This window comes from Streptomyces exfoliatus (assembly GCF_000725545.1).
Taxonomy (GTDB): Bacteria; Actinomycetota; Actinomycetes; order Streptomycetales; family Streptomycetaceae; genus Streptomyces; species Streptomyces exfoliatus.
On the sequence record NZ_JNZP01000002.1, the window covers coordinates 317,440 to 338,101 of the forward strand.

15 protein-coding genes are annotated in these 20,662 nt (G+C 72.0%); 9 read left to right on the top strand and 6 right to left on the bottom strand.

Translation table 11 applies throughout. From position 1 onward, the window contains the following. Positions 1–45 precede the first annotated feature (45 nt). Both IO20_RS38275 and IO20_RS0104625 read left to right on the top strand, forming a co-directional pair. On the top strand, positions 46–1,392 hold the full coding sequence (locus IO20_RS38275; protein WP_157850725.1) for an MFS transporter: 1,347 nt from the start codon (positions 46–48) through the stop codon (positions 1,390–1,392). A gap of 107 nt (positions 1,393–1,499) precedes the next feature. After that, on the top strand, positions 1,500–2,288 hold the full coding sequence (locus IO20_RS0104625) for an alpha/beta fold hydrolase (RefSeq protein WP_030545841.1): 789 nt from the start codon (positions 1,500–1,502) through the stop codon (positions 2,286–2,288). Positions 2,289–2,297: 9 nt separating this feature from the next. Here IO20_RS0104625 and IO20_RS0104630 read toward each other — a convergent pair whose 3' ends face one another. After that, complete coding sequence (locus IO20_RS0104630; RefSeq protein ID WP_030545839.1) at positions 2,298–3,338, bottom strand: Lrp/AsnC family transcriptional regulator; 1,041 nt, start codon at positions 3,336–3,338, stop codon at positions 2,298–2,300. A 101-nt stretch (positions 3,339–3,439) separates the two neighbouring features. Here IO20_RS0104630 and IO20_RS0104635 point away from each other — a divergent pair, with 101 nt between their 5' ends. The 5 genes from IO20_RS0104635 (at position 3,440) to IO20_RS0104655 (ending at position 9,839) form a co-directional block, all read left to right on the top strand. Then, complete coding sequence (locus IO20_RS0104635) at positions 3,440–4,651, top strand: M20 metallopeptidase family protein (protein WP_030545838.1); 1,212 nt, start codon at positions 3,440–3,442, stop codon at positions 4,649–4,651. A gap of 66 nt (positions 4,652–4,717) precedes the next feature. After that, positions 4,718–6,064: an MFS transporter gene (locus tag IO20_RS0104640; protein ID WP_078945811.1), complete on the top strand. Its 1,347-nt coding sequence runs from the start codon at positions 4,718–4,720 to the stop codon at positions 6,062–6,064. A 47-nt stretch (positions 6,065–6,111) separates the two neighbouring features. Continuing rightward, positions 6,112–7,011: an alpha/beta hydrolase fold domain-containing protein gene (locus IO20_RS0104645; RefSeq protein ID WP_030545834.1), complete on the top strand. Its 900-nt coding sequence runs from the start codon at positions 6,112–6,114 to the stop codon at positions 7,009–7,011. A 171-nt stretch (positions 7,012–7,182) separates the two neighbouring features. After that, positions 7,183–8,634, top strand: a complete 1,452-nt coding sequence (locus tag IO20_RS0104650) for a cellulose binding domain-containing protein (RefSeq protein ID WP_030545831.1) — start codon at positions 7,183–7,185, stop codon at positions 8,632–8,634. 560 nt (positions 8,635–9,194) lie between these two features. Further along, a complete protein-coding gene (locus tag IO20_RS0104655; protein WP_030545829.1) occupies positions 9,195–9,839 on the top strand; it encodes a GAP family protein in 645 nt (214 codons plus the stop codon). A 91-nt stretch (positions 9,840–9,930) separates the two neighbouring features. Here the strand turns inward: IO20_RS0104655 and IO20_RS0104660 are convergent, their stop codons facing one another. Together IO20_RS0104660 and IO20_RS0104665 are read right to left on the bottom strand one after the other, a co-directional pair. Beyond that, positions 9,931–11,262, bottom strand: coding sequence for a DUF1254 domain-containing protein (locus tag IO20_RS0104660; RefSeq protein WP_030545827.1), 1,332 nt, complete (start codon positions 11,260–11,262; stop codon positions 9,931–9,933). A 350-nt stretch (positions 11,263–11,612) separates the two neighbouring features. Further along, on the bottom strand, positions 11,613–13,601 hold the full coding sequence (locus IO20_RS0104665; RefSeq protein WP_030545824.1) for an AfsR/SARP family transcriptional regulator: 1,989 nt from the start codon (positions 13,599–13,601) through the stop codon (positions 11,613–11,615). A gap of 157 nt (positions 13,602–13,758) precedes the next feature. On the opposite strand from IO20_RS0104665, the gene IO20_RS0104670 reads away from it, so the two are divergent. Next, on the top strand, positions 13,759–14,640 hold the full coding sequence (locus IO20_RS0104670) for an alpha/beta hydrolase (RefSeq protein WP_030545822.1): 882 nt from the start codon (positions 13,759–13,761) through the stop codon (positions 14,638–14,640). Between the two features lie 147 nt (positions 14,641–14,787). Here the strand turns inward: IO20_RS0104670 and IO20_RS0104675 are convergent, their stop codons facing one another. Both IO20_RS0104675 and IO20_RS0104680 read right to left on the bottom strand, forming a co-directional pair. After that, positions 14,788–15,000: a hypothetical protein gene (locus tag IO20_RS0104675; protein ID WP_030545820.1), complete on the bottom strand. Its 213-nt coding sequence runs from the start codon at positions 14,998–15,000 to the stop codon at positions 14,788–14,790. 159 nt (positions 15,001–15,159) lie between these two features. Further along, positions 15,160–16,743 carry a cellulase family glycosylhydrolase gene (locus IO20_RS0104680; protein WP_245684868.1) on the bottom strand — a complete coding sequence of 528 codons (1,584 nt, stop codon included), beginning with the start codon at positions 16,741–16,743 and terminating at the stop codon, positions 15,160–15,162. A gap of 463 nt (positions 16,744–17,206) precedes the next feature. On the opposite strand from IO20_RS0104680, the gene IO20_RS0104685 reads away from it, so the two are divergent. Further along, positions 17,207–18,178 carry a polysaccharide deacetylase family protein gene (locus IO20_RS0104685; RefSeq protein ID WP_030545816.1) on the top strand — a complete coding sequence of 324 codons (972 nt, stop codon included), beginning with the start codon at positions 17,207–17,209 and terminating at the stop codon, positions 18,176–18,178. Positions 18,179–18,281: 103 nt separating this feature from the next. Here the strand turns inward: IO20_RS0104685 and IO20_RS0104690 are convergent, their stop codons facing one another. Further along, the gene (locus tag IO20_RS0104690) at positions 18,282–20,660 is read right to left on the bottom strand and encodes a beta-xylosidase/alpha-l-arabinosidase (protein WP_425423697.1); all 2,379 of its coding nucleotides are present in this window, start codon (positions 20,658–20,660) and stop codon (positions 18,282–18,284) included. Positions 20,661–20,662: the final 2 nt, after the last annotated feature.

The following is a 20,662-nucleotide window of genomic DNA, read 5'->3' on the forward strand; positions in this document are numbered from 1 at the left end:
CCCCCGCCCATCCAGCGAAGAACGAGACGAAGAAGAGGTGGCGTCTTGCCCGATCTTACCGAGGCACCCGTCGGCACGACGAAGGAGAGAAGGGCCGTCCCCGTGAAGGGCCGCTGGCGCCAGCTTTCCCTGCTCGGCGGCACCATGCTCGTCGAGAACACCGAGGCGAGTCTGATCAGCGGGCTGTTCCCGGTGATCCGCCACTCGCTCGGAGTCTCGCTCGGCGCGCTCGGCGTCCTGACCGCCGCGGGCCGGATCGTCGGCGTGTTCGCCGGCCCGTTCTGGGTGTGGGTCGCCCAGCGCTGGTCCCGCAAGGGCGTCCTCGTCCTGGCCACCGGGTTCTGGGGAGTGTGGGGCATAGCCGCCGGCTTCGCCCAGAACTTCACCCAGCTCCTGATCCTGATCACCATCCTCGCCGCCGGGTACGCGGCCTCCGGACCTCTCACCACGGAAATCCTGGGGGACCTCTTCGACAGCGAGTCCCGAGGACGCGCCGTCGGCATGCTGTACGGCGTCATCAACCTCGCCGCCTCCCTCTTCGCCACCCTCAAGGGACAGCTCGCCGCGTTCGACGACGGCTGGCGCTGGGGCCTGTGGGGCATCGGCGCCGTCAACGTCCTGTGCGGTGTCGCCCTGTTGATCTGGATGCGCGACCCGGGCAGAGGCGCGTCCGAGCACCAGCTCGCCGGCCTCGACCGACGGACCCGCGAGGCCCACACCAAGGTCACCGCGAAGCAGGTGACCGTGCTCTTCCGGATCCCGAGCCTGGTGGTCCTGCTCGTCTCCCGACTCCTGTCGGGGCAACTTCTCGCCGCGATGTTCGGTGTGATCTTCCTCGTGGACGTCTACGGATTCAGCACCCAGGCCGCCTCCGTCGTCCTCTTCCCCATGGGCATCGGCTTCTTCACCGGCACCGTGCTCGGCGGCTTCCTCGCCGACTGGGCGGTCCGCCGCAACCCGCGCCACGGCCTCGTGGTCATTCTCCAGACCGCTCAGTTCGCCTTCGCGACCGTGGCCTTCTTCGGTACCCAGCTCGACTGGGGCGGGATCGGCGTGTTCGCTGTCTTCTTCGCCCTCATGGGCCTCGTCCAGGGCGTCAACCCGGTGGTCAACCGGCCCATGATCATGGCCGTGACGCTTCCCGAACTCCGCGGCGCGGCCTTCGCCATCTACCTCAGCGTCTTCGAGGCCGTCGCCATCGCCGCGTTCAGCCTCGGGGCCGGCTTCCTCGGCGACGCCTTCGGACTGCGCGCGGTGTTCCTGTGGGTTCTCGTCGGACTCGTGCTCGTCAACGGCGCCTTCCTCACCTTGCTCTACCGCACCTACGCCACCGATGTGGCCCGCGTCCAGCAGGTACTCGAGAGCCGACGGCAGGCAGCTCTCGCCGAATAGCCCAGGTCAGAGCGGACGCTCCCGTCCGCTTCCGGAGCGGGAGCCGCTTCCGGAGATGACCGGAGTGGGAGCCGCGACACGTCCGACGGCCGCGCTAGCGTGGTGGTATGGCTACGGTGCGGGTGAACGGGGTCGAGGTCGCCTACGAACGGGTGGGACAGGGACCGCCCCTGGTGTTCGTGCACGGTGCGGGTCTCGACGGTCGCATGTGGCAGCCGCAGCTCGCGGGCCTGGCCGACGAGTTCACGGTGGTCGCCTGGGACGAGCCCGGCGCCGGCCGCTCCTCGGACGTGCCCTCCGGTTTCGGCCTCGCGGACTACGCCCGGTGCCTCGCGGCGGTGATCGACGACCTGCGGCTCGGCCCCGCCCACGTCGCAGGTCTCTCCTGGGGCGGGACCGTCGTACTTGAGCTCTGGCGTCTCCGTCCGGAGCTGGTCAGGACACTGGTCCTGACCGACACCTACGCCGGTTGGAAGGGCTCGCTCCCGCCCGAGGAGGTGCGGGCCCGCGTCGACGGCGTACGGCGGATGCTCGCGGCGCCCCCGGAGCACTTCGACCCGACGCTGCCGGGGCTGTTCGCCGGGGATCCGCCCGCCGAGTTCGTCCCGCTGCTCACGGCGATGGCGGACGACGTGCGTCCGCACAGCCTCGGGACGCAGCTCTTCGTCATGGCCGAGGCGGACCAGCGTGACCTGCTGCCCGAGATCACGGTTCCCACCTTGCTCGTCTGGGGCGAGCTCGACGCGCGGTCACCCCTGTACGTCGCCCACTCCTTCGAGGAGGCGATTCCGGACGCCACACTCGTCGTGCTCCCCGGCACAGGCCATGTCAGCAACCTGGAGCAGCCGGAGCGGTTCAGCCGGGCCGTCCGCGAGTTCTGCCGCGCACACGCCTGACCCGACGCCTCAGGAGGGCTCGGACCAGATGTCCATGGGGACGGTGCTCACGCTGCGGCCCGCCTGGTCGAGGATGCGGCCCATGCGCTTCACGAAGCGCAGGGAGACCGCCTGGTCGAGCACCTTCAGCTGGGGCAGTGCGCTGGTGAGGCGGGCTTCGAGGCCGCGGATGTCGGGAAGGGAGCGGAGCCAGACGCTGATGAGGAGGTTCGCCCTCCCTCCGGCGAGGCCGATGCACGCCCGGATCTCGGGGACGGCGGCCAGGAGTCTGTTCAGGGCGTCGCGGTCGTCGATCTGGGCCTGGGCCCAGATCGTGGTGGAGATCGGCCAGCCGCACAGAGGCTGGGCGACCTCGCAGCGCAGTTCCAGGTCCTCGTTGGCGATGAGGAGGGCGAGCCGCTTGCGTACGGTGGTGATCCCGACGCCAAGCTCCTCCGCGAGGTCCGTGAGCGAGGTACGTCCTTCGGTCCCGAGGCGCACGGCGAGGAGGCGGTCTCTCGCGGTGAGCGTCTGGGGCGTCGACGGCGACCTGACCGGCCGCTCGGCGGTGATGCGGGCCCGCTGGCGAGGGTCGAGAGCGCGCAGGCGCCAGTCGGTGGCGTGGGTGAAGACATGGGTGCCGAGCTGGGTGCGGGTGGCGCTGATTCCGGGGAGCGTTCCCAGACGTTCCAGCACGTATACGGAGAGGGCGGGAAGCGTGGGCATCGACACCGTGAGCAGGAGGTCCCGGCCGCCGCTGGTGTGATCCACGGTCAGGACGTGGGGCCACTGCGCGAGGGTGTTGGCCACGTCGAACGCACGGCCGGCCTGGCAGTCCACTTCGACGAAGGCCAGGCAGCCCTGGGAGATCTGTGCGCGCCCGGGCTGTGCCGTGATCCACGCGACACCCGTTTCGGTCAGCCGGGACCAGCGCCTGGCCACGGTGACGGGATCGAGGTCGAGTGCCCGTCCGATGCGCGACCAGGGGGCTCGGGGGTCGATCTGCAGGGTGTTCACCAGGCTGAGGTCGAGCTCGTCCAGGTGTGCAGATTCCTGCAAACGATCAGGCATGGAAGAAAGATCCTGCGTTTTCAGTGGGCATGAGTGCCGAGTATCCATCATCACTGGCAACCGAGCGACAGCGAGGTGAACGTCAGTGAAAGGGGATGCCGGTGTCGGTGCGCGAGGACGCACGGAGCGTGCAGGGTGATCTGGTCCGCCTGCGGCAGGCGCTGCATGCCGAGCCCGAACTGGGCCTGGAGTTGCCACGTACGCGGGACAAGGTCCTGGCCGCCCTGGACGGACTGCCGTTGGAGGTCACCACGGGGAACCGGCTGACCTCGGTCACCGCGGTCCTGCGGGGCGCTCGTCCCGGCCCCACGGTGCTCCTGCGCGCCGACATGGACGCACTGCCCGTCACCGAACGCGCGGATCTCACGTACGCCTCCCGCACGGACGGGATCATGCACGCCTGCGGCCACGACCTGCACACGGCCATGCTCGCCGGCGCGGCACAGCTCCTCTCCGCCCGCCGGGACGACCTCGCGGGCGATGTGGTCTTCATGTTCCAGCCCGGCGAGGAGGGGCAGGACGGCGCCGGCCACATGCTCGCCGAAGGGGTCCTGGACGCCTCCGGTGAACGGCCGGTGGCCGCGTACGCCCTGCACGTGACGTCGGCGGGACATCCGAACGGGATGTTCGCGACCCGCCGGGGCCCGGTCCTGGCATCCTCCGACAGCCTTCGCGTGACCGTCCGCGGTGCGGGTGGCCACGGTTCGATGCCGCACCTGGCCCACGACCCCGTACCGGCGGCGTGCGAGATGGTCACCGCGCTGCAGACCTTCATCACCCGGAGGTTCGATCCCTTCGACCCCGTGGTGCTGACCGTGGGCGCCTTCCACGCGGGCACCGCGGGCAACGTCATTCCCGACGAAGCCCGGTTCACGGCGACCGTGCGGTCGTTCTCCGCTTCGTCGCACGGCCGGATCAAGGACGGCGCCGCGCAGGTGTGCCGGGGCATCGCGGCCGCCCATGGTCTCGACGTCGAGGTGGACTTCGCCGAGCTGTACCCCCTCACCGTCAACGACCCGGCCGAGGCCGAGTTCGTCGCCGACGTGGTGGCGGAGGTGCACGGAGAGGAGCGCTACGCGTGGGCGCCCCGGCCGGCCACCGGATCGGAGGACTTCTCCCGGGTGCTGGACGAGGTCCCCGGCGCGTTCGTGGTCCTGGGTGCCTGCCCGCCGGACCAGGACGTGCAGCGCGCCCCGTACAACCACTCGCCCTTGGCCGTCTTCGACGACAGCGTGCTCGGTGACGGAGCCGCGCTCTACGCCGAACTCGCCCTGCGCCGCCTGGCGAAGGCGACACCCGCCCCCGCCTCCTGACCGCACCGCCCGCAGCCCCGCCGGACGCAGTTCATCCGGCTGCGTCCCGTCCCCCAGGAGAAACCCGTGCCCGACCACGCATCCCCGTCCCCGGCCACCAGATCCGACGCTCCCGACGCCTCGGCCACGAGTGCCACGCCGGAGGGCACGCCCGCCCCGTCCCGGCTGCGCACCGTCATCGGCACCGGCGTGGGCAACGCCCTGGAGTGGTACGACTGGAACGTCTACGCGATCTTCACCCCGTTCTTCGCCTCGCAGTTCTTCCCCTCCGCCGATCCGACCTCGGCCCTGCTGAGCACCTTGGCGATCTTCGCCGTGGGCTTCCTCATGCGTCCCCTGGGCGGCCTGGTCTTCGGGCGGCTCAGCGACCGCAAGGGGCGGCGGGCGGCGATGGTCGGCTCCATCGCGCTGGCCGCCGCCGGAAGCCTGCTGATCGGCCTCGCCCCGACCTACGCCACGATCGGCGTCGGCGCCTCGGCCCTGCTGGTGTTCGCACGGCTCGTCCAGGGCCTGGCCCACGGCGGGGAGCTTCCCGCGGCCCAGACGTACGTGGCGGAGATGGCCCCCCGCGAACGGCGAGGGCTCTGGTCGAGCCTGATCTACGTCTCCGGCACCTCCGGCATCATGGTCGCCACCGTGCTCGCCGCGGTCCTCTCCTCCTTCCTCAGCGAGGACCAGCTCCACGCGTGGGGCTGGCGGGTGCCGTTCGTCGTCGGTGGACTTCTGGGCCTGTACGCGCTGATCATGCGGCTCCGCCTTGAGGAGACCGACGCGTTCGAGAAGCAGGCCGACACCCCGGACCCCGAACCGGGCACGTCGGTGTGGCGCGGCTTCTGGGAGAACCGGGCGGCGTGCCTGCGCGTGATCGGCCTCACGCTGGGCGGCACGGTCGTCTACTACACCTGGGCCGTCTCCGCCCCGGCCCAGGCCATCTCCCTCAAGGGCATCGAGGCCTCCTCCGCGCTGTGGGCGGGAGTCCTCGCCAACCTGGTCTTCCTCGTGGCGCTGCCGCTGTTCGGCGCCCTCTCCGACCGCGTGGGCCGCAAGCCCATCCTGTACGGCTCCTACATCGGCGGAGCCGTCCTGGCCTTCCCCCTGAACTGGTTCATCCAGGACCAGGCCTGGCAGCTGGCCGTGTCCATGACGACGGCCATGCTCTTCATGTCCGCCGGCGCGGCGATCACCCCCGCGGTGTTCGCGGAGATGTTCCCGACCCGGCTGCGCACGACGGGGGTGGGCTTTCCCTACGCCATCGCCGTGGCCGCCTGTGGTGGCAGCGCCCCGTATCTTCAGACATGGCTGACCAGCAACGGGAACGGCGACCTCTTCCTCGGCTACACGGTGGTCCTGCTGCTCCTCGCTCTGGCCGTGGTGCACCGGATGCCGGAGACGAAGAACACCGACCTGACGTGACACCGGAGAACGCCGAAGAACACGGACTGTGGGAACGGAGCCGTACCGTGCCGAGCCTGACCAGCAGAGCGATGCCGACCGTGGTGCGGCTCCGTGGGGCCAAGAAGGTGTTCAGCTCGGCGGAGGCCGTCCGGGAACAGGTCCTCGCCCGTTCCCTGCGGCCGACCGGATACGCCCCACCGGCCGGACTGGAACGCACGGTCGACCTCGCCGTACGCCGGGTGGCCGGATGGCCCGTCTACGCGGTCACCCCTCGCGGTGCTCTCGACGCCGGACGGCGGGCGGTCTATCTGCACGGCGGCGCGTACATCAACGAGATAGCACCCCAGCACTGGAAGCTGATCGCCCACGTGGCCGCCGAGACCGGCACCCGGGTCACGGTGCCGATCTACCCCCTCGCTCCCCTGGCGACGGCGTCCGAGGTGGTGCCGGCCGTCACCGTCCTGGCCGCCGAGATGCTCGACGACGCGGCCACCACGACCCTCAGCCTCATCGGGGACTCCGCCGGCGGCGGAATGGCCCTCGCCGTCGCCGTCCACCTGCGGGACCGAGGACTTCCCGCACCCGCCCGCACCATCCTCATCTCCCCCTGGCTCGACATCAGCCTGACCGACCCGCGCATCGCCCTGCTCGAAGACCGCGACCCCTGGCTCGCCGTCCCCGGTGCGCGCTACGCCGGGGACCTCTACCGCGGCACGCTCCCCGTCGACCACCCGCACGTCAGCCCTCTGCTCGCCGACCTGACCGGACTGAACCCGATCACGCTGTTCAGCGGAACCCGGGACATCGTCAACGCCGACGCCCGACGGCTGGCCGCCCGCGCCACGGCCGCGGGCGTCGAGCTGGACTTCCACGAGGCACCGGAGATGCTGCACGTCTACCCCCTCCTGCCGATCCCCGAGGGCAGAGCCGCCCGGGCCGCTCTCTGCACCGCCCTGCGGAGCTGACGCCCCCTCAGCGAGTGTCCGATCGCGGCGCGAGGGGTTGACGCCAGCATTGGTCTATGCCAATTTCTCCTCGGTGCATGATCAGCCGTTCCCCACACGGGTGTTGAAGCAACGAACCTCACCCTCGGCACCATGCCGCCTTCCCCCCATCACCTCCCCGAGAGGAACCCCATGCGCAACGGCACCAGCCGCCGGAAGCGCGGCATGCGCACCGCGCTCGCCGCCGCCACCGCCGTGATCGGTCTCGGCGCCACCACGCTGACCGCCGTCCCTGCCGCCGCCGCGGAGGAGAGCGTCGCCGTCCGCTACCGGCAGGGCGGCGCGGGCAGCGACCAGGCGGCGCCCCGGTTCACCGTGGTCAACACCGGGACGACGAACATCCTGTTGAGCCAGGTCAAGCTGCGCTACTACTTCAAGGCCGACCCCGGTGCCTCGTACAGCTACGCGTGCGACTGGGCCGTCAGGGGCTGCGCGCATCTGACGGGTACGTTCGGCACGCCGGCCAGCCCCACCGCCACGGCGGACCGGTACCTGGAGGTCGGGTTCACGGCGGGGGCGGGCTCCTTGGCGCCGGGCGCCGACACCGGAGACGTACAGCTGCGCTTCCACCGCTCCGACTGGCATCCGCTCGACCAGTCCGACGACTACTCCTTCGGGCCCGCGCAGACCACGTACGGGAACTGGACCAAGGTCACCGCCACCATCGCCGGAGTCCCGGTCTGGGGCACCGCCCCCACCGGCAACGAGGCAACCCCGACGCCGACCCCGACACCTACCGACCCGCCCCCCGCGCCTCCGACCACTCCCCCGGCCGAACAGGGCGTCCTCTTCGACGACTTCGACTACACCGGCCACACCGATCCGGCGATCACCGCGCACGGCTGGACCGTCCGCTCCGGCGGAGGCGGCCCCGGTGTCGGCGCGGCGACGTGGGCCCCCGAGAACGTGACCTTCGCCAAAGAGGGCACGAACTCCGTCATGACGCTGCGCACGTCGACCGCGGGCACCGGCACGTCGACCCGGCAGACCGAAATACACACCGCGGCACGGAAGTTCAAGAACGGCACCTACGCCGCCCGCGTGCGCTTCGCGGACACCCCGACCAGCGGCCCGGACGGCGACCACCTCGTCCAGAGCTTCTTCACCATCAACGACCTCACCGCGCCGATGGCGGACGACTACGCCGAGTACGACTTCGAGTACCTCCCCAACGGCGGCTGGGGCGAGACGGCGAACGTCCTCTACACCACCTCCTGGGAGACCTTCCGCCCCGACCCCTGGGAGGCCGTCAACCAGCACACCGAGACCCGCACGAGCCACGCCGGCTGGCACGACCTCGTCCTGACCATCGACGACACGGCGCTCGTCTACTACATCGACGGCAAGCAGTTCGCCCGGCACGACGCCCGCTACCTGCCCGAGCGACCCATGTCGATCCACTTCAACCAGTGGCTGATCGACCTCGCCGGCCAGACCTCCACGACCCCCCGCTCCTACGAGGAGCGGATCGACTACCTGCTCCACGTGAAGGACCAGGTCCTCACCCCCGCCCAAGTGGCGGCGAAGGTCACCGGCTTCCGCGCATCCGGAACGGCCTTCAAGGACTCCGTTCCCGGCTCCTGAACGACCCGGCCGCCGCGGGCCGTGGCAGTACGACCGCCCGCGGCGCCCGACCCCGGCCACAGGGTCCGTCTGAGGTGCCGGCGTGTGTGATCCCGCGGTGCGTCGGGGATGCCACCACCCGGCCCCCAGCGGGCCGGGGCAGATCACACACCTTCTCGTAGCCGCTCTGCACCGTCGCCCCGAACGGCACCCCGAACACGGCGAGCACCGCGAGGCCGAACGCCGTCGTGGTCCGCGGGGCCGGTCGGAGAGCTGGCCGACGTCGCGTCGGCCGTGCCGGGCGTTGCCCGCCTCACCGCCCCACTGGGCGGCCACCCCGTCAGGGTGACGCACCACGAAACCGCGGCGTAGTCGGGCCTCGTCGAAGCCGGGGCAGGCGTAAGCCGGCGATGTATGTCCCGAACGGACCGGCAGGGCTCCATGGGCGTGGCTTGCTTGACCGGCCAGGCCGCCGCCTGCAGAGTCGGGATGCGGCACCGTGGTAGCGCCGCGTCCCTCTGCCGGCCTGTCCCTGTTCCATGGGTGGCGGGCGGCACCGACCTCCAGGAGCGACTGGTCCGATGGTCCTCGACCTGGTGGTGATCGGTACGGCCATCACCCTGGGGCCCTTGCACAACAGCGCCTTCATCCTGCTGCTCTCCTCGCGGCGCGGCGTCCGTCAGGGCCTGGCGTTCCTGTTGTCGTGGCTGGCCAACCTGATCACCGTGATCGCCGTCGTGGTGCTGCTGACCGGCGGCCAGCCCCCGGCCCGGCACAGTGCGCCGTCGACCGCCGCGCTCGCTGCGAAGCTCGCCATCGGTCTGGCGCTGGTGCTGTACGGCGCGCACCGGCGGCGCCGACCGCCGCGCCCGCACGGCCCACCGCGCTGGGCCGCCCGGATCGACAACGCCTCCTGGGTCACGGCAGCCGGTCTGGCGTGGCTGCTGCAACCCTGGGGACTGGTCGGCGCCGGGGCCGCGACTGCCCTCGAGGCGAACCTCTCCACCGCCGACGACTGGCTCGCGCTGACCGGCTACTGCCTGCTGGCCACCCTCAGCCTCATCGTCATGGAGATGTACGCGGTCTGGGCACCTGCGGCCGCGGAAGCCCGACTGAACGCCCTGCGCGACTGGCTGGGCCGGCACCAGGAGCAGCTGATCGTCACGCTCTCCCTCCTCGCCGGCCTGTGGCTGACGGCCGCGAGCATCTACGGGTTGGTCGCCTGAAACGGCGGGCCCCCGCTGAGATCACCGCGCTCGTGCGACTCGACGCCGATCGACGAGGAACCCTTCGGGGAGGCACCGGGGCGTGTGGGATTCAGCTGGTGCGTTGAAGTGCCGGCGGGGTCCAGTCGCCGGTGAGTGCGGGCCGCTGGGGCCAGTACAGACGCAGGAAGACGTTGAAGCTGCCCGTGGGTGCGGGGAGCCAGTTGCTCTCGCGGTCGGGTCCGGGACTGTCGTGCTGGACGTAGATGTCCAGGGAGCCGTCGGGGTTGGTCCGCATGCCGCTGCGGTCGCCGATCGCGTACCGGTTCAGCGGGTTGTCGGCGAAGAACTGGCGCTCGTTCATCATCGTGAGGGACCAGAAGCCGTCGACGGGCGGGGTCTCACCGGCGCCGAAGTGCAGCACGTAGGTGTGGGCGCCGTCGAGGGGCCGGCCGTCGGCGTCGGTGGTGGCGTGTGGGTACAGGGCGTCGGCGTCGAGGTTGGCTCCGTATCCGAACCGGGTGATGACCGCGCGCTTGGTGTAGTCGGTGCCGTAGTCCCCCAAGCCTCGGTGCACGGTCCACCCACCGGCATTCGCGGACTCCGCCCGGGCGAGCAGATCGCGCAGGGTCTCCGGGCCGCGCCGTGCACCCGCGTCCAGGGCGGCGAGCTCCTCGGCGGCCAGGTCGTCCAGGCTCGCGCCGGGTGCGATGCCGAGTTTGGCGAGGCGGCCCAGGATCGGTGCGTCGGCGGGGTCAGGAGGGTTGTCGACCATCATCTGGTTGAGGAGGGTGAAGTAGTCGCGGCCGCTGAGCGCGTGGGCCTGGTCGACCGGCGGCGTCGTGGTGTCGGCCCCGGCGGGGACGGGGACGTCGGTGGGAGGGGAGTAGTCGTCCGGGTTGCCGGTCCACTCCGACAGCGGAATCAGCCGCGTGGCGTCCTGAAGCCTGTTGACGGCCGGGAAGTCCGACGGACCGCTGGTCGCGTAACGGGCGATGATCCAGTTCACGGCGGTGGGCGACTTCAACAGGGTCAGACCGGGCGGGGTCGCTCCTGACCAGGACGGCCCGACGATCAGGAACGGGCCGGCGGACGGGCCGTACTCGCGCCGGCCGACGACCGCGCAGACATCGGACCAGGCGTCCAGAATGGGGACCATCCAGAACCGGTCACCGAAGTCGGGCAGGGCCAGCACCAGAGGTTGGTCGGACAGATCGAGCCAGGCACTGGAGTACAGGGTGTCGGCGTTCGGCGAGACGACCTCGGTGAATGAGGCGTCCGGAGTGGCGCGCAAGTAGCAGAACTGGTTGACCGGGGCTTTCCGACGCCCGTCGTCCCGGGCCGGGACCGCCGTCATGGAGTCCTTCGTCAGGGCCGCCGTGACCAGCGGATACCCGTAGAGCCAAGCCTCCGTGGCCAGCTTCTCCATCGCCTCGTCCGTCATCAGCTTCTCCTAGGTGTCACGGCGAATCCCATCCGGGCCCGACGCTATGAGTGCCGCCCGCCTCCCGCGCGGCGAGTCCGCCGAACGAGTGATGCGGACGGAACCGGCGGAGCCGATCGGCAAGCCGCATGTCCACGCTCGGCCGACGACCGAGGAGCCGTATCGGCGGCTGCTCCGCCTCCCCAGGGGCTCGGACCGGCGCGCCCGCGGCCGTAGTCCCCCGTGCCGCCCCCCTGCGGCAGCCCGCTTTCGCCCCGCGTCGTGGGCCACAACCCGTGGGCCGCCGGCTCTCGGAGGAACGGCCGGAGACACCCGCTCGTCGATGTCCCCGACCGGGTCGGGCGGAGGGTCTACGGGTGGGCGCCGAGCCCGTCGGACAACTCCCTCAGATACCGCGAGACCGGCCCGAAGGTGATCAGTCCGCTCTGCGCGCCGGCCAGCTCGGAGGCCGCCGGCTGGAGTTCGCGGAGCGCCCGGCGCATCGTGCCGTGGTCACCGACGGCCGTGGCCGCCCTGCCCACCACGCACCACAAGGCCTCGAACATGAGGTCGCGCGGCGGCGGGGCGATGTCCCTCAGCGCCGCGCGCGCGGCCTCCGTGTCCCCCGCGCCCACCAGGAGCCACGGGCGCACCCAGTTCTCGTAGGGTCCCCAGTCGGCCTCGGCCTCCTCGGGCGCGACGCCGTGGGAGAGGTGCAGCCCGAGTCTGGCCAGGGGCAGCAGCCCGAGCCGCAGTCCCGGCATTCCCGCGCCCTCCAGCGCGATGTCGGCCTCCCGGTACGCCTCGTCGGCCGCGGCGAGCGGCTGGGTCAGGGCGGTGCGCAGGGCGCGGTACCACGTGGTGAACACGCCCACGAGCGGCAGACCGTACCGCTCGGAGAGCCGGTCGGCGGCCACCGCGTGCTGCTCGGCCCCGGCGAGGTCGGACACCGCGCAGCGCGACTGGAGGCGGACGAGGTGCCCGAGGACCTCGTACGTCACCAGGTCGTTGCGCTGCCCCAGGGAGACGATCTCCGCGCCGATGGCGTCCCGCCGGGGGGACAGCCCCGCGCGCTGGAAGGTCTGCATGAACACGCCGTTCAGGGCGAAGGCCAGCAGCGGTCCGTCCCCGAGGCCGCGTGCGAGTTGTTCGCCCTGCCGGGCCGCCTGGTAGGCCCTGGCCCGTTCCCCCGAGGCCGCCTGTTCAACGGGGAGCGCGCCGCGGGACTCCACGGCGATGGTGGCGAGGAGCCGGGCCCTGGCCGTGTCGTGGGCGTCGGCGGGCAGCAGCCGCAGGGTGCGTTCGGCGGCGTCGACCAGCCACCGCGCCTGCTCGGGGTCGTCGGAGCGGGTCCAGACCGCCGGCACGTCATAGGTGCCGATGACGCGGGCGGTGAGTTCCGCGTCGCCGAGCTGCTCGGCGGCCGCGACGGCGGCGACCCGGTGACGGCGGGCCGCCTCAAGGCCTCCGCCGCCGGTGACCGCCAGGTCGCGCATCAGCCCCGCAGTGGACTCCAGGCGGGCCCGCGCGTACGAGGGGACCACGCGCTCGTAGGCCGCGGTCGCCTCCGCCCAGACCTGGGCGGCCGTACCGCCGGGGCCGGGATCGAGGTGGTCGGCCTGGCGCAGGACGTCGGTCTCCAGTCGGCGCAGTCTCGGTCCCGGGTCGATGCCCATCTGCTCGCCGAGCAGGCGCCGGGCCCGCCGTACGACGGAGAGCGCGTCGCTCTGACGCCCGGATCGGTAGAGGGCCAGCACCAGCAGGTACCAGGCGTCCTCGCGCCAGGGGTGCTCGGTGACGTACGCGTCCAGGTCGGGGACCGCCTGCGCGGCGGCTCCCAGGGCCAGTTGTGCCGCGGCCCGGCGTTCGACGGCCTGGCAGTTCAGCTCCACCAGCCGGGAGCGCTCCGTACGGATCCAGGGGCCCTCGTCGAGACCGGCGTAGGCGGGGCCCCGCCACCAGCCGAGCGCCTGGGTGAGCCGGCTGACGGCCTCGGCGGGCGGCAGCTCGGCGGCGGAGGCGACGGCGTGCTCGAAGCGCCAGGCGTCGACGTCCTCTTCCGCCGCCTTCAGGGCGTAGCCAGGGCCCTCGGTGACGAGGAGCCGGGGTCTGCCGCGGGGCGGCCGGTCGGGTTCGAGGGCGCGGCGCAGTGCGGCGACGAAGGTGCGTACGGCGCTCACCGCGTCCGCGGGCGGTTCCGCCCAGAGGTCCTCCACCAGCCGTGCGACGGGCACGACACGGCGGCGAGCGACGATGAGCCGGGCCAGCACCGCGCGGTGCCTGGGCCCCTTGAGCGCGACCGGGTCTCCCTGCGGGTCCCAGGCGGACACAGGTCCCAGGACGCTCAGTCTCAACCCCATCGCCGCCGTTCGTTCTGCCGGGAAACCACCAGCTCAAACGTACAGCGCTCATCGGTTGCTCATTCGCCGCCCGCAGGCTTCGAACCGGGGGCGCGAGCGGCCCGCGGCCGCCGCGCACCCCACGGATCAGAAACGACCCCCAGAAACGAGCGGCACCATGGCACCCACCCTTCCGGACTTCGAGTACCGGCGCGTCACCGTCGCCGAGGGCGTGTCCCTCCACGTGGCGGTCGGCGGATCGGGCACTCCGGTCGTCCTGTTGCACGGTTTCCCGCAGACCCACCTCATGTGGCGGCACGTCGCCGCCGACCTCGCCGCCGACCACACCGTCATCGTCCCCGACCTCCGCGGCTACGGTGACAGCGACAAGCCGCTGGAGGACGGCCCGGACACCTATTCCAAGCGGACCATGGCCCGGGACATCGTCACGCTCGCGAAGAACCTCGGGCACGAGAGCTTCGCCCTGGCGGGCCACGACCGTGGCGCGCTGGTCGCCTTCCGCGCCGGCCTCGACCACCCGGACGTCATCAGCCACCTGGCCTGCCTGGACGTCCTGCCCACCCTGGACACGTGGGAGGCGCTGCACGGCGTCACCGCGGCTGTCGGCTTCCACCTGTACCTCATGGCCCAGCCGTCCGGCCTGCCCGAGAAGATGATCCGGGCGAGCTCGGACGAGTTCTTCGGCCACTTCCTCGATGTCTGGACCGAAGACCCGGACGCGGTGCCCGACGACGTGCGGGAGGCCTACCTCACGGCGTGCCGCGACGCCGTTCCCTCGATCGTCGCCGACTACCGCGCGTCCGCCGGCATCGACGTGGACCACGACCGCGCCGACCGCGCCGCGGGCCACCAGCTCGTCATGCCCGTCTCGGTGCTCCAGCAGGACTGGGGGGCGGCCCTCGGTTACGAGGCCGCGGCCCTGTGGGGCGCCTGGGCGCGGGACCTGGACCATTCCACCGTCTCCACCGGCCACTTCATGGCCGAGGAGGCCCCCGCGGACATCGCCGGGGCGCTGCGGAAGCTGCTGACCCGCTCCTGACGGCGGGCGGGCGGAGATGCCGTCCGCCGCACGGCAGGGGGATGTGAGCCCCGCTCACAAGAACTTCCTCCTGGCCGGACGCACGGCCCGAGGCACTGACGGGACCGGCATCTCCGCACGGGGCACGCGAGGAGTGCCTGGTGCCGCTCAGAGCGCGGTCGACTCACGCGCGGGAAGCGGTGTGCCGCTCAGTTCGTGCTGGACTTCCTCGAGGTCACCGCCGTTCTGCAGGACGAGGCGGCTGCGGCTGAGCGGGCTCGCGGCGAGGGCGTCGGGACGACGCAGGGCCCGCAGCGCGTCACGTACGGCCGAGTCGAACTCGGGGCGGGACAGTACGGCCGGCTCGCGCACCTGCCGCACGGCCGGGTCGGAGTCCTCTTCGGTCGGCCCCTCGGTTCCGGCCAGGATGGCGTTGCCGGGACCCGGGAGGCATGACCTCCCGGGTCGCTCTCCGCCGGCACCGACGTCGCGCGTGGGGCCTCGACGCCGTACCGGAGGAGAGGGCGGGCACGTGCGGGGTCAGGCCGTGGCGCAGGCCGCGCCGTCGAGAGTGAAGGATGCCGGGGCCGGGTTCGTCGTGCCCTTGGTGGCGATGAAGCCGAGCGTGACGGAGCCGGACGGGGCGATCGTGTGGGTGTAGGGCACGGCGGAGACGCTGACCGTGCTGCCGGTCTGGACGGCGGTGCCGCCCCACATGCTGCCGACGGTCTGGCCCGCGCCGTAGGAGAAGCCCAGCGTCCAGCCGTTGACGGGAACGGTTCCGGTGTTGCGGATGATGATCTCGCCCTGGAACCCGCCCGGCCATTCGCCGACGACGCGGTAGCCGACGGCGCAGCGGGCGCCGGGGGTGCCGCCGCCCGCCTCGGTGGTGACGTCCACCGTCGCGGAACGGGCCGAGCGGTTGCCCGCCGCGTCACGGGCGTAGACGGCGAAGGTGTACGCCGTGTCGGCGGCGAGCCCCGCCACGGTGACCTGGGTGGTGGTGGAGGACGCGACCTTCGTGTCGGTGCCGCCGCTGACGCGGACGACGTCGTATCCCGCGACACCGACGTCGTCGGTGGCGGCGGCCCAGGTGAGGGTCGCGGAGTCGGAGGTCAGCGCGGAGGCCGTCGGCGTGCCCGGGGCGGTGGGCGGTGCCGTGTCGCCCGGGGCGCCGCCGAAGACCGTGGCCTCCCGGGACGTCTGGGCGATTCCGTTCGCGCCGTGGAAGATGCGCTCGCCCCAGGCGCTGAGGCGGCTCGGGTCGAAGTCGACGGCGAGGTCGAGGATCGGGTCGGTGTTGCCGCTCCAGGACCAGGCGAGGTAACCGAGGTCGAGCCGCTCGGCGGCGGCCATCATGGTGTCCTCGTCGGGGTCGCCCCACTGGTCGGCCGGGCCGCCGAACTCGCCGATGAGGATGGGCAGTCGGGCGGCGACGAAGGTGTTCAGGTAGTCGGTGATCTCCTGCGCGGTGTCGAAGACGCTGTACATGTGGATGGAGAAGATCAGGTTGCCGGTGGGGTCGGCGTCGTAGACGGACCGGGCGTTGGCCTTCATGACGCCCTGCCAGTCCTGGCCCCAGTTGGGCGCGTCGACCATGATCGTGTGCTGGAACCCGGCGGCCCTCAGCTTCTTGACGGCGGCGGTCGTGGGCTCGGTCCAGCCGGCGGGGTCGGTGTTGCCCCAGGGCTCGTTGCCGATGTTGACGATGACGTAGTCCTCTTGCCCGGCGATTACGTCCTTGAGGCCGATCCAGTAGTCGGCGGCGTGGTCCAGGGTGCCCGCGGCGGCGTCCTCGCCGTAGCCGGTGGTGTCGTGGACCTCCAGGACGCAGATCAGCCGCTGGGTCTTGCAGTCGGCGACGACGGCGGCGACGTCGGCGGGGCTGTTCTCGGACCAGCGGTGACCGTCGGAGAGGACGACCCGGACACTGTTGGCACCCAGTGCCTTGACGTCGGCCAGTGACTGCGTCTCGCCCGGGTACCAGGTGTGGGCGTGGTTGACGCCGCGCATCACGAAGTCGTTGCCGTTCGCTTCGAGCAGGCGCCCGTCGCTGACGTGCAGGCCCGTCGCCAGGGGCTCGGCCGTCCGCGCGTGCGCCGTGGCCGTACCGAGGACGCCCATGAGGGCGAGCCCGAGGAGGGTCGCAAGCCCTGTCACCAGAGCGACGGCCGTGCGGGGGCGTGCCGTGCTTCTCGTTCTCACTTCGACTCCAGAAGGTGTGCATGCCGGAAACCGGGCGGGGTCCGCCCGGTGAGCGTGGGAGCGCTCCCATACAGCCATCGGCGTCAAGGACACGTCAACCCCCACGACATGGATTGACACACCTTCGAAAGTTTCGAACCTCACTCGCGATGCGCCATCCCGATCGCGTCACCGGTTCACTCATTGGACTCCGCGACCAACGAACCACGGGCGCCCCACCAGGGAGGATGCCGCCGACCCGGAGGATCCAGCAGCGCAAACATTTCGCGCAGGCCGACGAAAGTATTGACATGAGCGCACCAAACCGCCCACTGTTCGCCCGTGGCGGACCTCAAGGAGGCGCCGCACCGCCCGAGTCCCGTCGAAGAGGAGGACCACCCCGATGCGTCGAAAGATCCGCCCGGCCCTGCGGCCGCTGCTCGTGGGCCAGGCCGCCGTCGCCCTGGCTGCCGCGGCCACCCTCACCACCGGCGCCGCTCCGGCGCAGGCCGCCGCCTGTTCCAACGGATACGTCGGACTCGCCTTCGACGACGGCCCGTCCGGCACCACCCGGGCCCTGCTCGACTCCCTGCGGCAGAACGGCCTGCGGGCCACCATGTTCAACCAGGGGCAGTACGCCGCCGCCAACCCCGCCCTGGTCAAGGCCCAGGTCGACGCGGGCATGTGGGTCGCGAACCACAGCTACACCCACCCGCACATGACCCAGCTGAGCCAGGCGCAGATGGAGTCGGAGATCTCGCGCACCCAGCAGGCCATCGTCACCGCCGGCGGCGGGACGCCGAAACTGTTCCGGCCGCCCTACGGCGAGACGAACGCGACGCTGAAGGCGGTCGAGGCCGCCCACGGTCTGCGGGAGGTCCTCTGGGACGTCGACTCGCAGGACTGGAACAACGCCGGCACGGACGCGATCGTCCAGGCCGCGAACCGGCTCACCGACGGCCAGATCATCCTGATGCACGACTGGCCCGCCAACACCCTCGCCGCGATCCCGCGGATCGCGCGGACACTGGCGGCCAAGGGCCTGTGCTCCGGGATGATCTCCCCGACGACGGGCCGCGCCGTGGCCCCCGACGGAAGCGGCGGTACGGAGAGCTGCGCGGCGACCCTGACGGCGGGCCAGTCGTGGAGCGACCGGTACAACCTCGGCGTGGCGGTCAGCGGCTCGACGGCCTGGACCGTCACGGTGAACGTCCCCTCCCCCGCGAAGGTCCTGGCCACCTGGAACGTCAGCGCCTCCTACCCGGACGGCCAGACCCTCGTCGCCCGGCCGAACGGGAGCGGCAGCACCTGGGGCATGACGATCCAGCACAACGGCAACCGGACCTGGCCGACCGTCACGTGCAGGCCGTCCTGATCACCGCCGCCCCGAACGGCACCGGCCCCGCTGCCCGTCAGGGCGGCGGGGCTCGGCCGTGTCGTACGCCCGCGGGGGCACGTACCCGCGAGTCGCCCGCCCGTCAGTCGGCGGCGGGCGGGAGCACCTCGAAGTCGGCGTGCAGGCGCCGACGGTGGTCCACCTGACGTGCGGAGCCGGTGAGCACGACCCGGGCGGTGAGCCGGGGCTCGGCGCTCGACGCGCCGAACCTCAGTTCCAGCTCTCCGGGTTCCACGACGCGTGTCCCGTCGCGTCCGGTGAAGGACGCGAGGTCCGCGGGGACGGTCGCGTCGATCCTGGCCTCCTGTCCGGCGGCGAGGTCGAGGCGTACGTAGCCGATCAGCCTCTGGAGGGGCTGGACCACGGACGCCACGGGGTCGTGCAGATAGAGCTGTACGAGTTCGCTGCCGGCGCGGTCGCCGGTGTTCCGCACGGTGAGGGCGAGGCGGAACGCGCCGTCCGTGGGGGTGCTGTCGGTCTCGACGACGAGATCGCTCCACTCGAACGTCGTGTACGTCAGGCCGTGTCCGAATCCGAACGCGGGTGTCGGGTCGATGCTGGAGACCTCGCTGGCGTGGCCGAGCCGGGCCGCCAGGTAGGTGGAGGGCTGGGCGCCGGGATGCCGGGGCACGCTGACGGGCAGGCGGCCGCTGGGGCTGACCCGTCCGCTCAGGACGGCGGCGATGGCCGCCGTTCCCGCCTCGCCGGGGAAGAAGGACTGGACGACGGCGGCGGACTCGTCCGCCGCGCGGCCGAGCGCGTAGGGCCGCCCGGCGAGCAGGGTCGTGACGACCGGTGTGCCGGTGTCGAGGAGGGCGTCGAGGAGCTGCTGCTGTACGCCGGGCAGGGCGAGGGACTCCGCGTCGCAGCCCTCGCCGCTGGTGCCGCGGCCGAAGAGTCCGGCGCGGTCGCCGAGGGCGGCGATCACGACGTCCGCGCTCCGGGCGAGTGCGACGGCTTCGGCGAAGCCCTCGGTGCCGGCCTCGTCGACGCCCGCACCGCGCGCCACGACGATCTCGGCCGTGGGGAACTCCGCCTGGAGCGCCTCACGGAGGGTCGGCAGGTCGATGCCCGGCGGGATGTCGGGGTGCTGTCCTCCGACGTGGACGGGGAAGGCGTAGCAGCCGAGGACCGCGGTCGGGGCTTCGACGTTGGGGCCGATCAGGGCGATGCGGCGGGGGGCGCCCGGATCGAGCGGCAGGATGCCGTCGTTCCGGAGCAGGACGACGGCCTGCCGGGCGATGCGGCCCGCCAGCTCGCGGTTGCCGTCCGGGTCGAGGTCGATGGTGCCGCGGAGGGCGGCGGGGTCCGCTGTGGTGTCGGCTCCTTCGAGGGCCGCCGGGACGGGGGTCCAGTCGTGGTCGAGGAGGCCCAGCTCGGCCTTCTGGACGAGGACCCGCCGTACGGCGCGGTCCACGAGTTCCTCGGGCACGATGCCCGCCTCGATCGCGTCGAGGAGGGGCTCGCCGAAGGTCTTGACGGTGGGCAGTTCCACGTCGACCCCGGCGGCGAGGGCCGCCCCGGCAGCCTCGCCGAAGGTGCCGACGACGCCGTGCAGGGTCTTGAGGAACGCGATGCCGAAGTAGTCGGCGACGACGGTGCCGGTGAAGCCCCAGGTGTCCCTGAGCAGTCCGGTGAGCAGTTCGTCGTCGGCGGCGGAGGGCACGCCGTCGGTGTCGGTGTAGGCGTGCATCACCGACCGGACGCCGCTCTCCCGGACCGCCATCTCGAACGGCGGCAGGATCACGTCGGCCAGCTCCCTCGCGCCCATGCCGACGGGGGCGAGGTTGCGGCCGGCGCGGGAGGCGGAGTAGCCGGCGAAGTGCTTGAGGGTGGCGACGACGCCGGCGGATTCCAGGCCCTGGACGTAGGCGGTGGCGATGGTGCCCACGAGGTACGGGTCCTCGCCGATGGTCTCCTCCACGCGTCCCCAGCGGGCGTCGCGTACGACGTCGAGGACGGGTGCGAGTCCCTGGTGGACGCCGACCGCGCGCATGTCGCGGCCGATGGCGGCCGCCATCTCCCGTACGAGGGCGGGGTCGAAGGTCGCTCCCCATGACAGGGGTACGGGGTAGGCGGTGGCGCCCCAGGCGGCGAAGCCCGCGAGGCATTCCTCGTGTGCCACGGCCGGGATGCCGAAGCGGTTGGCGGCGGCTATGCGCCCTTGCGTCCGCATGAGCGAGAGGGCGGCGAGCGCCGGGTCGACGGGGGCGGTGCCGAAGGGGCGGGTGAGCTGCCCGAGCCCGTCGGGCAGCAGGTCGTCGAGGAGGACCGGCTCTTCCATGTCGTGCTGGTGCGGCGCGACTTCGGCGCCTTCGGCGGACGCTCCGACCCACACGCCGAAGAGCTGGGCGATCTTCTCCTTGCGCGTCATCTCGCGGATCAGGGCGTCGGCCCGGGCCTGCGCGCTGAGCGCGGGGTCGCGCCAGGCGGGGTGCTGGGTCTGGGGCTGGGTGGCCACGT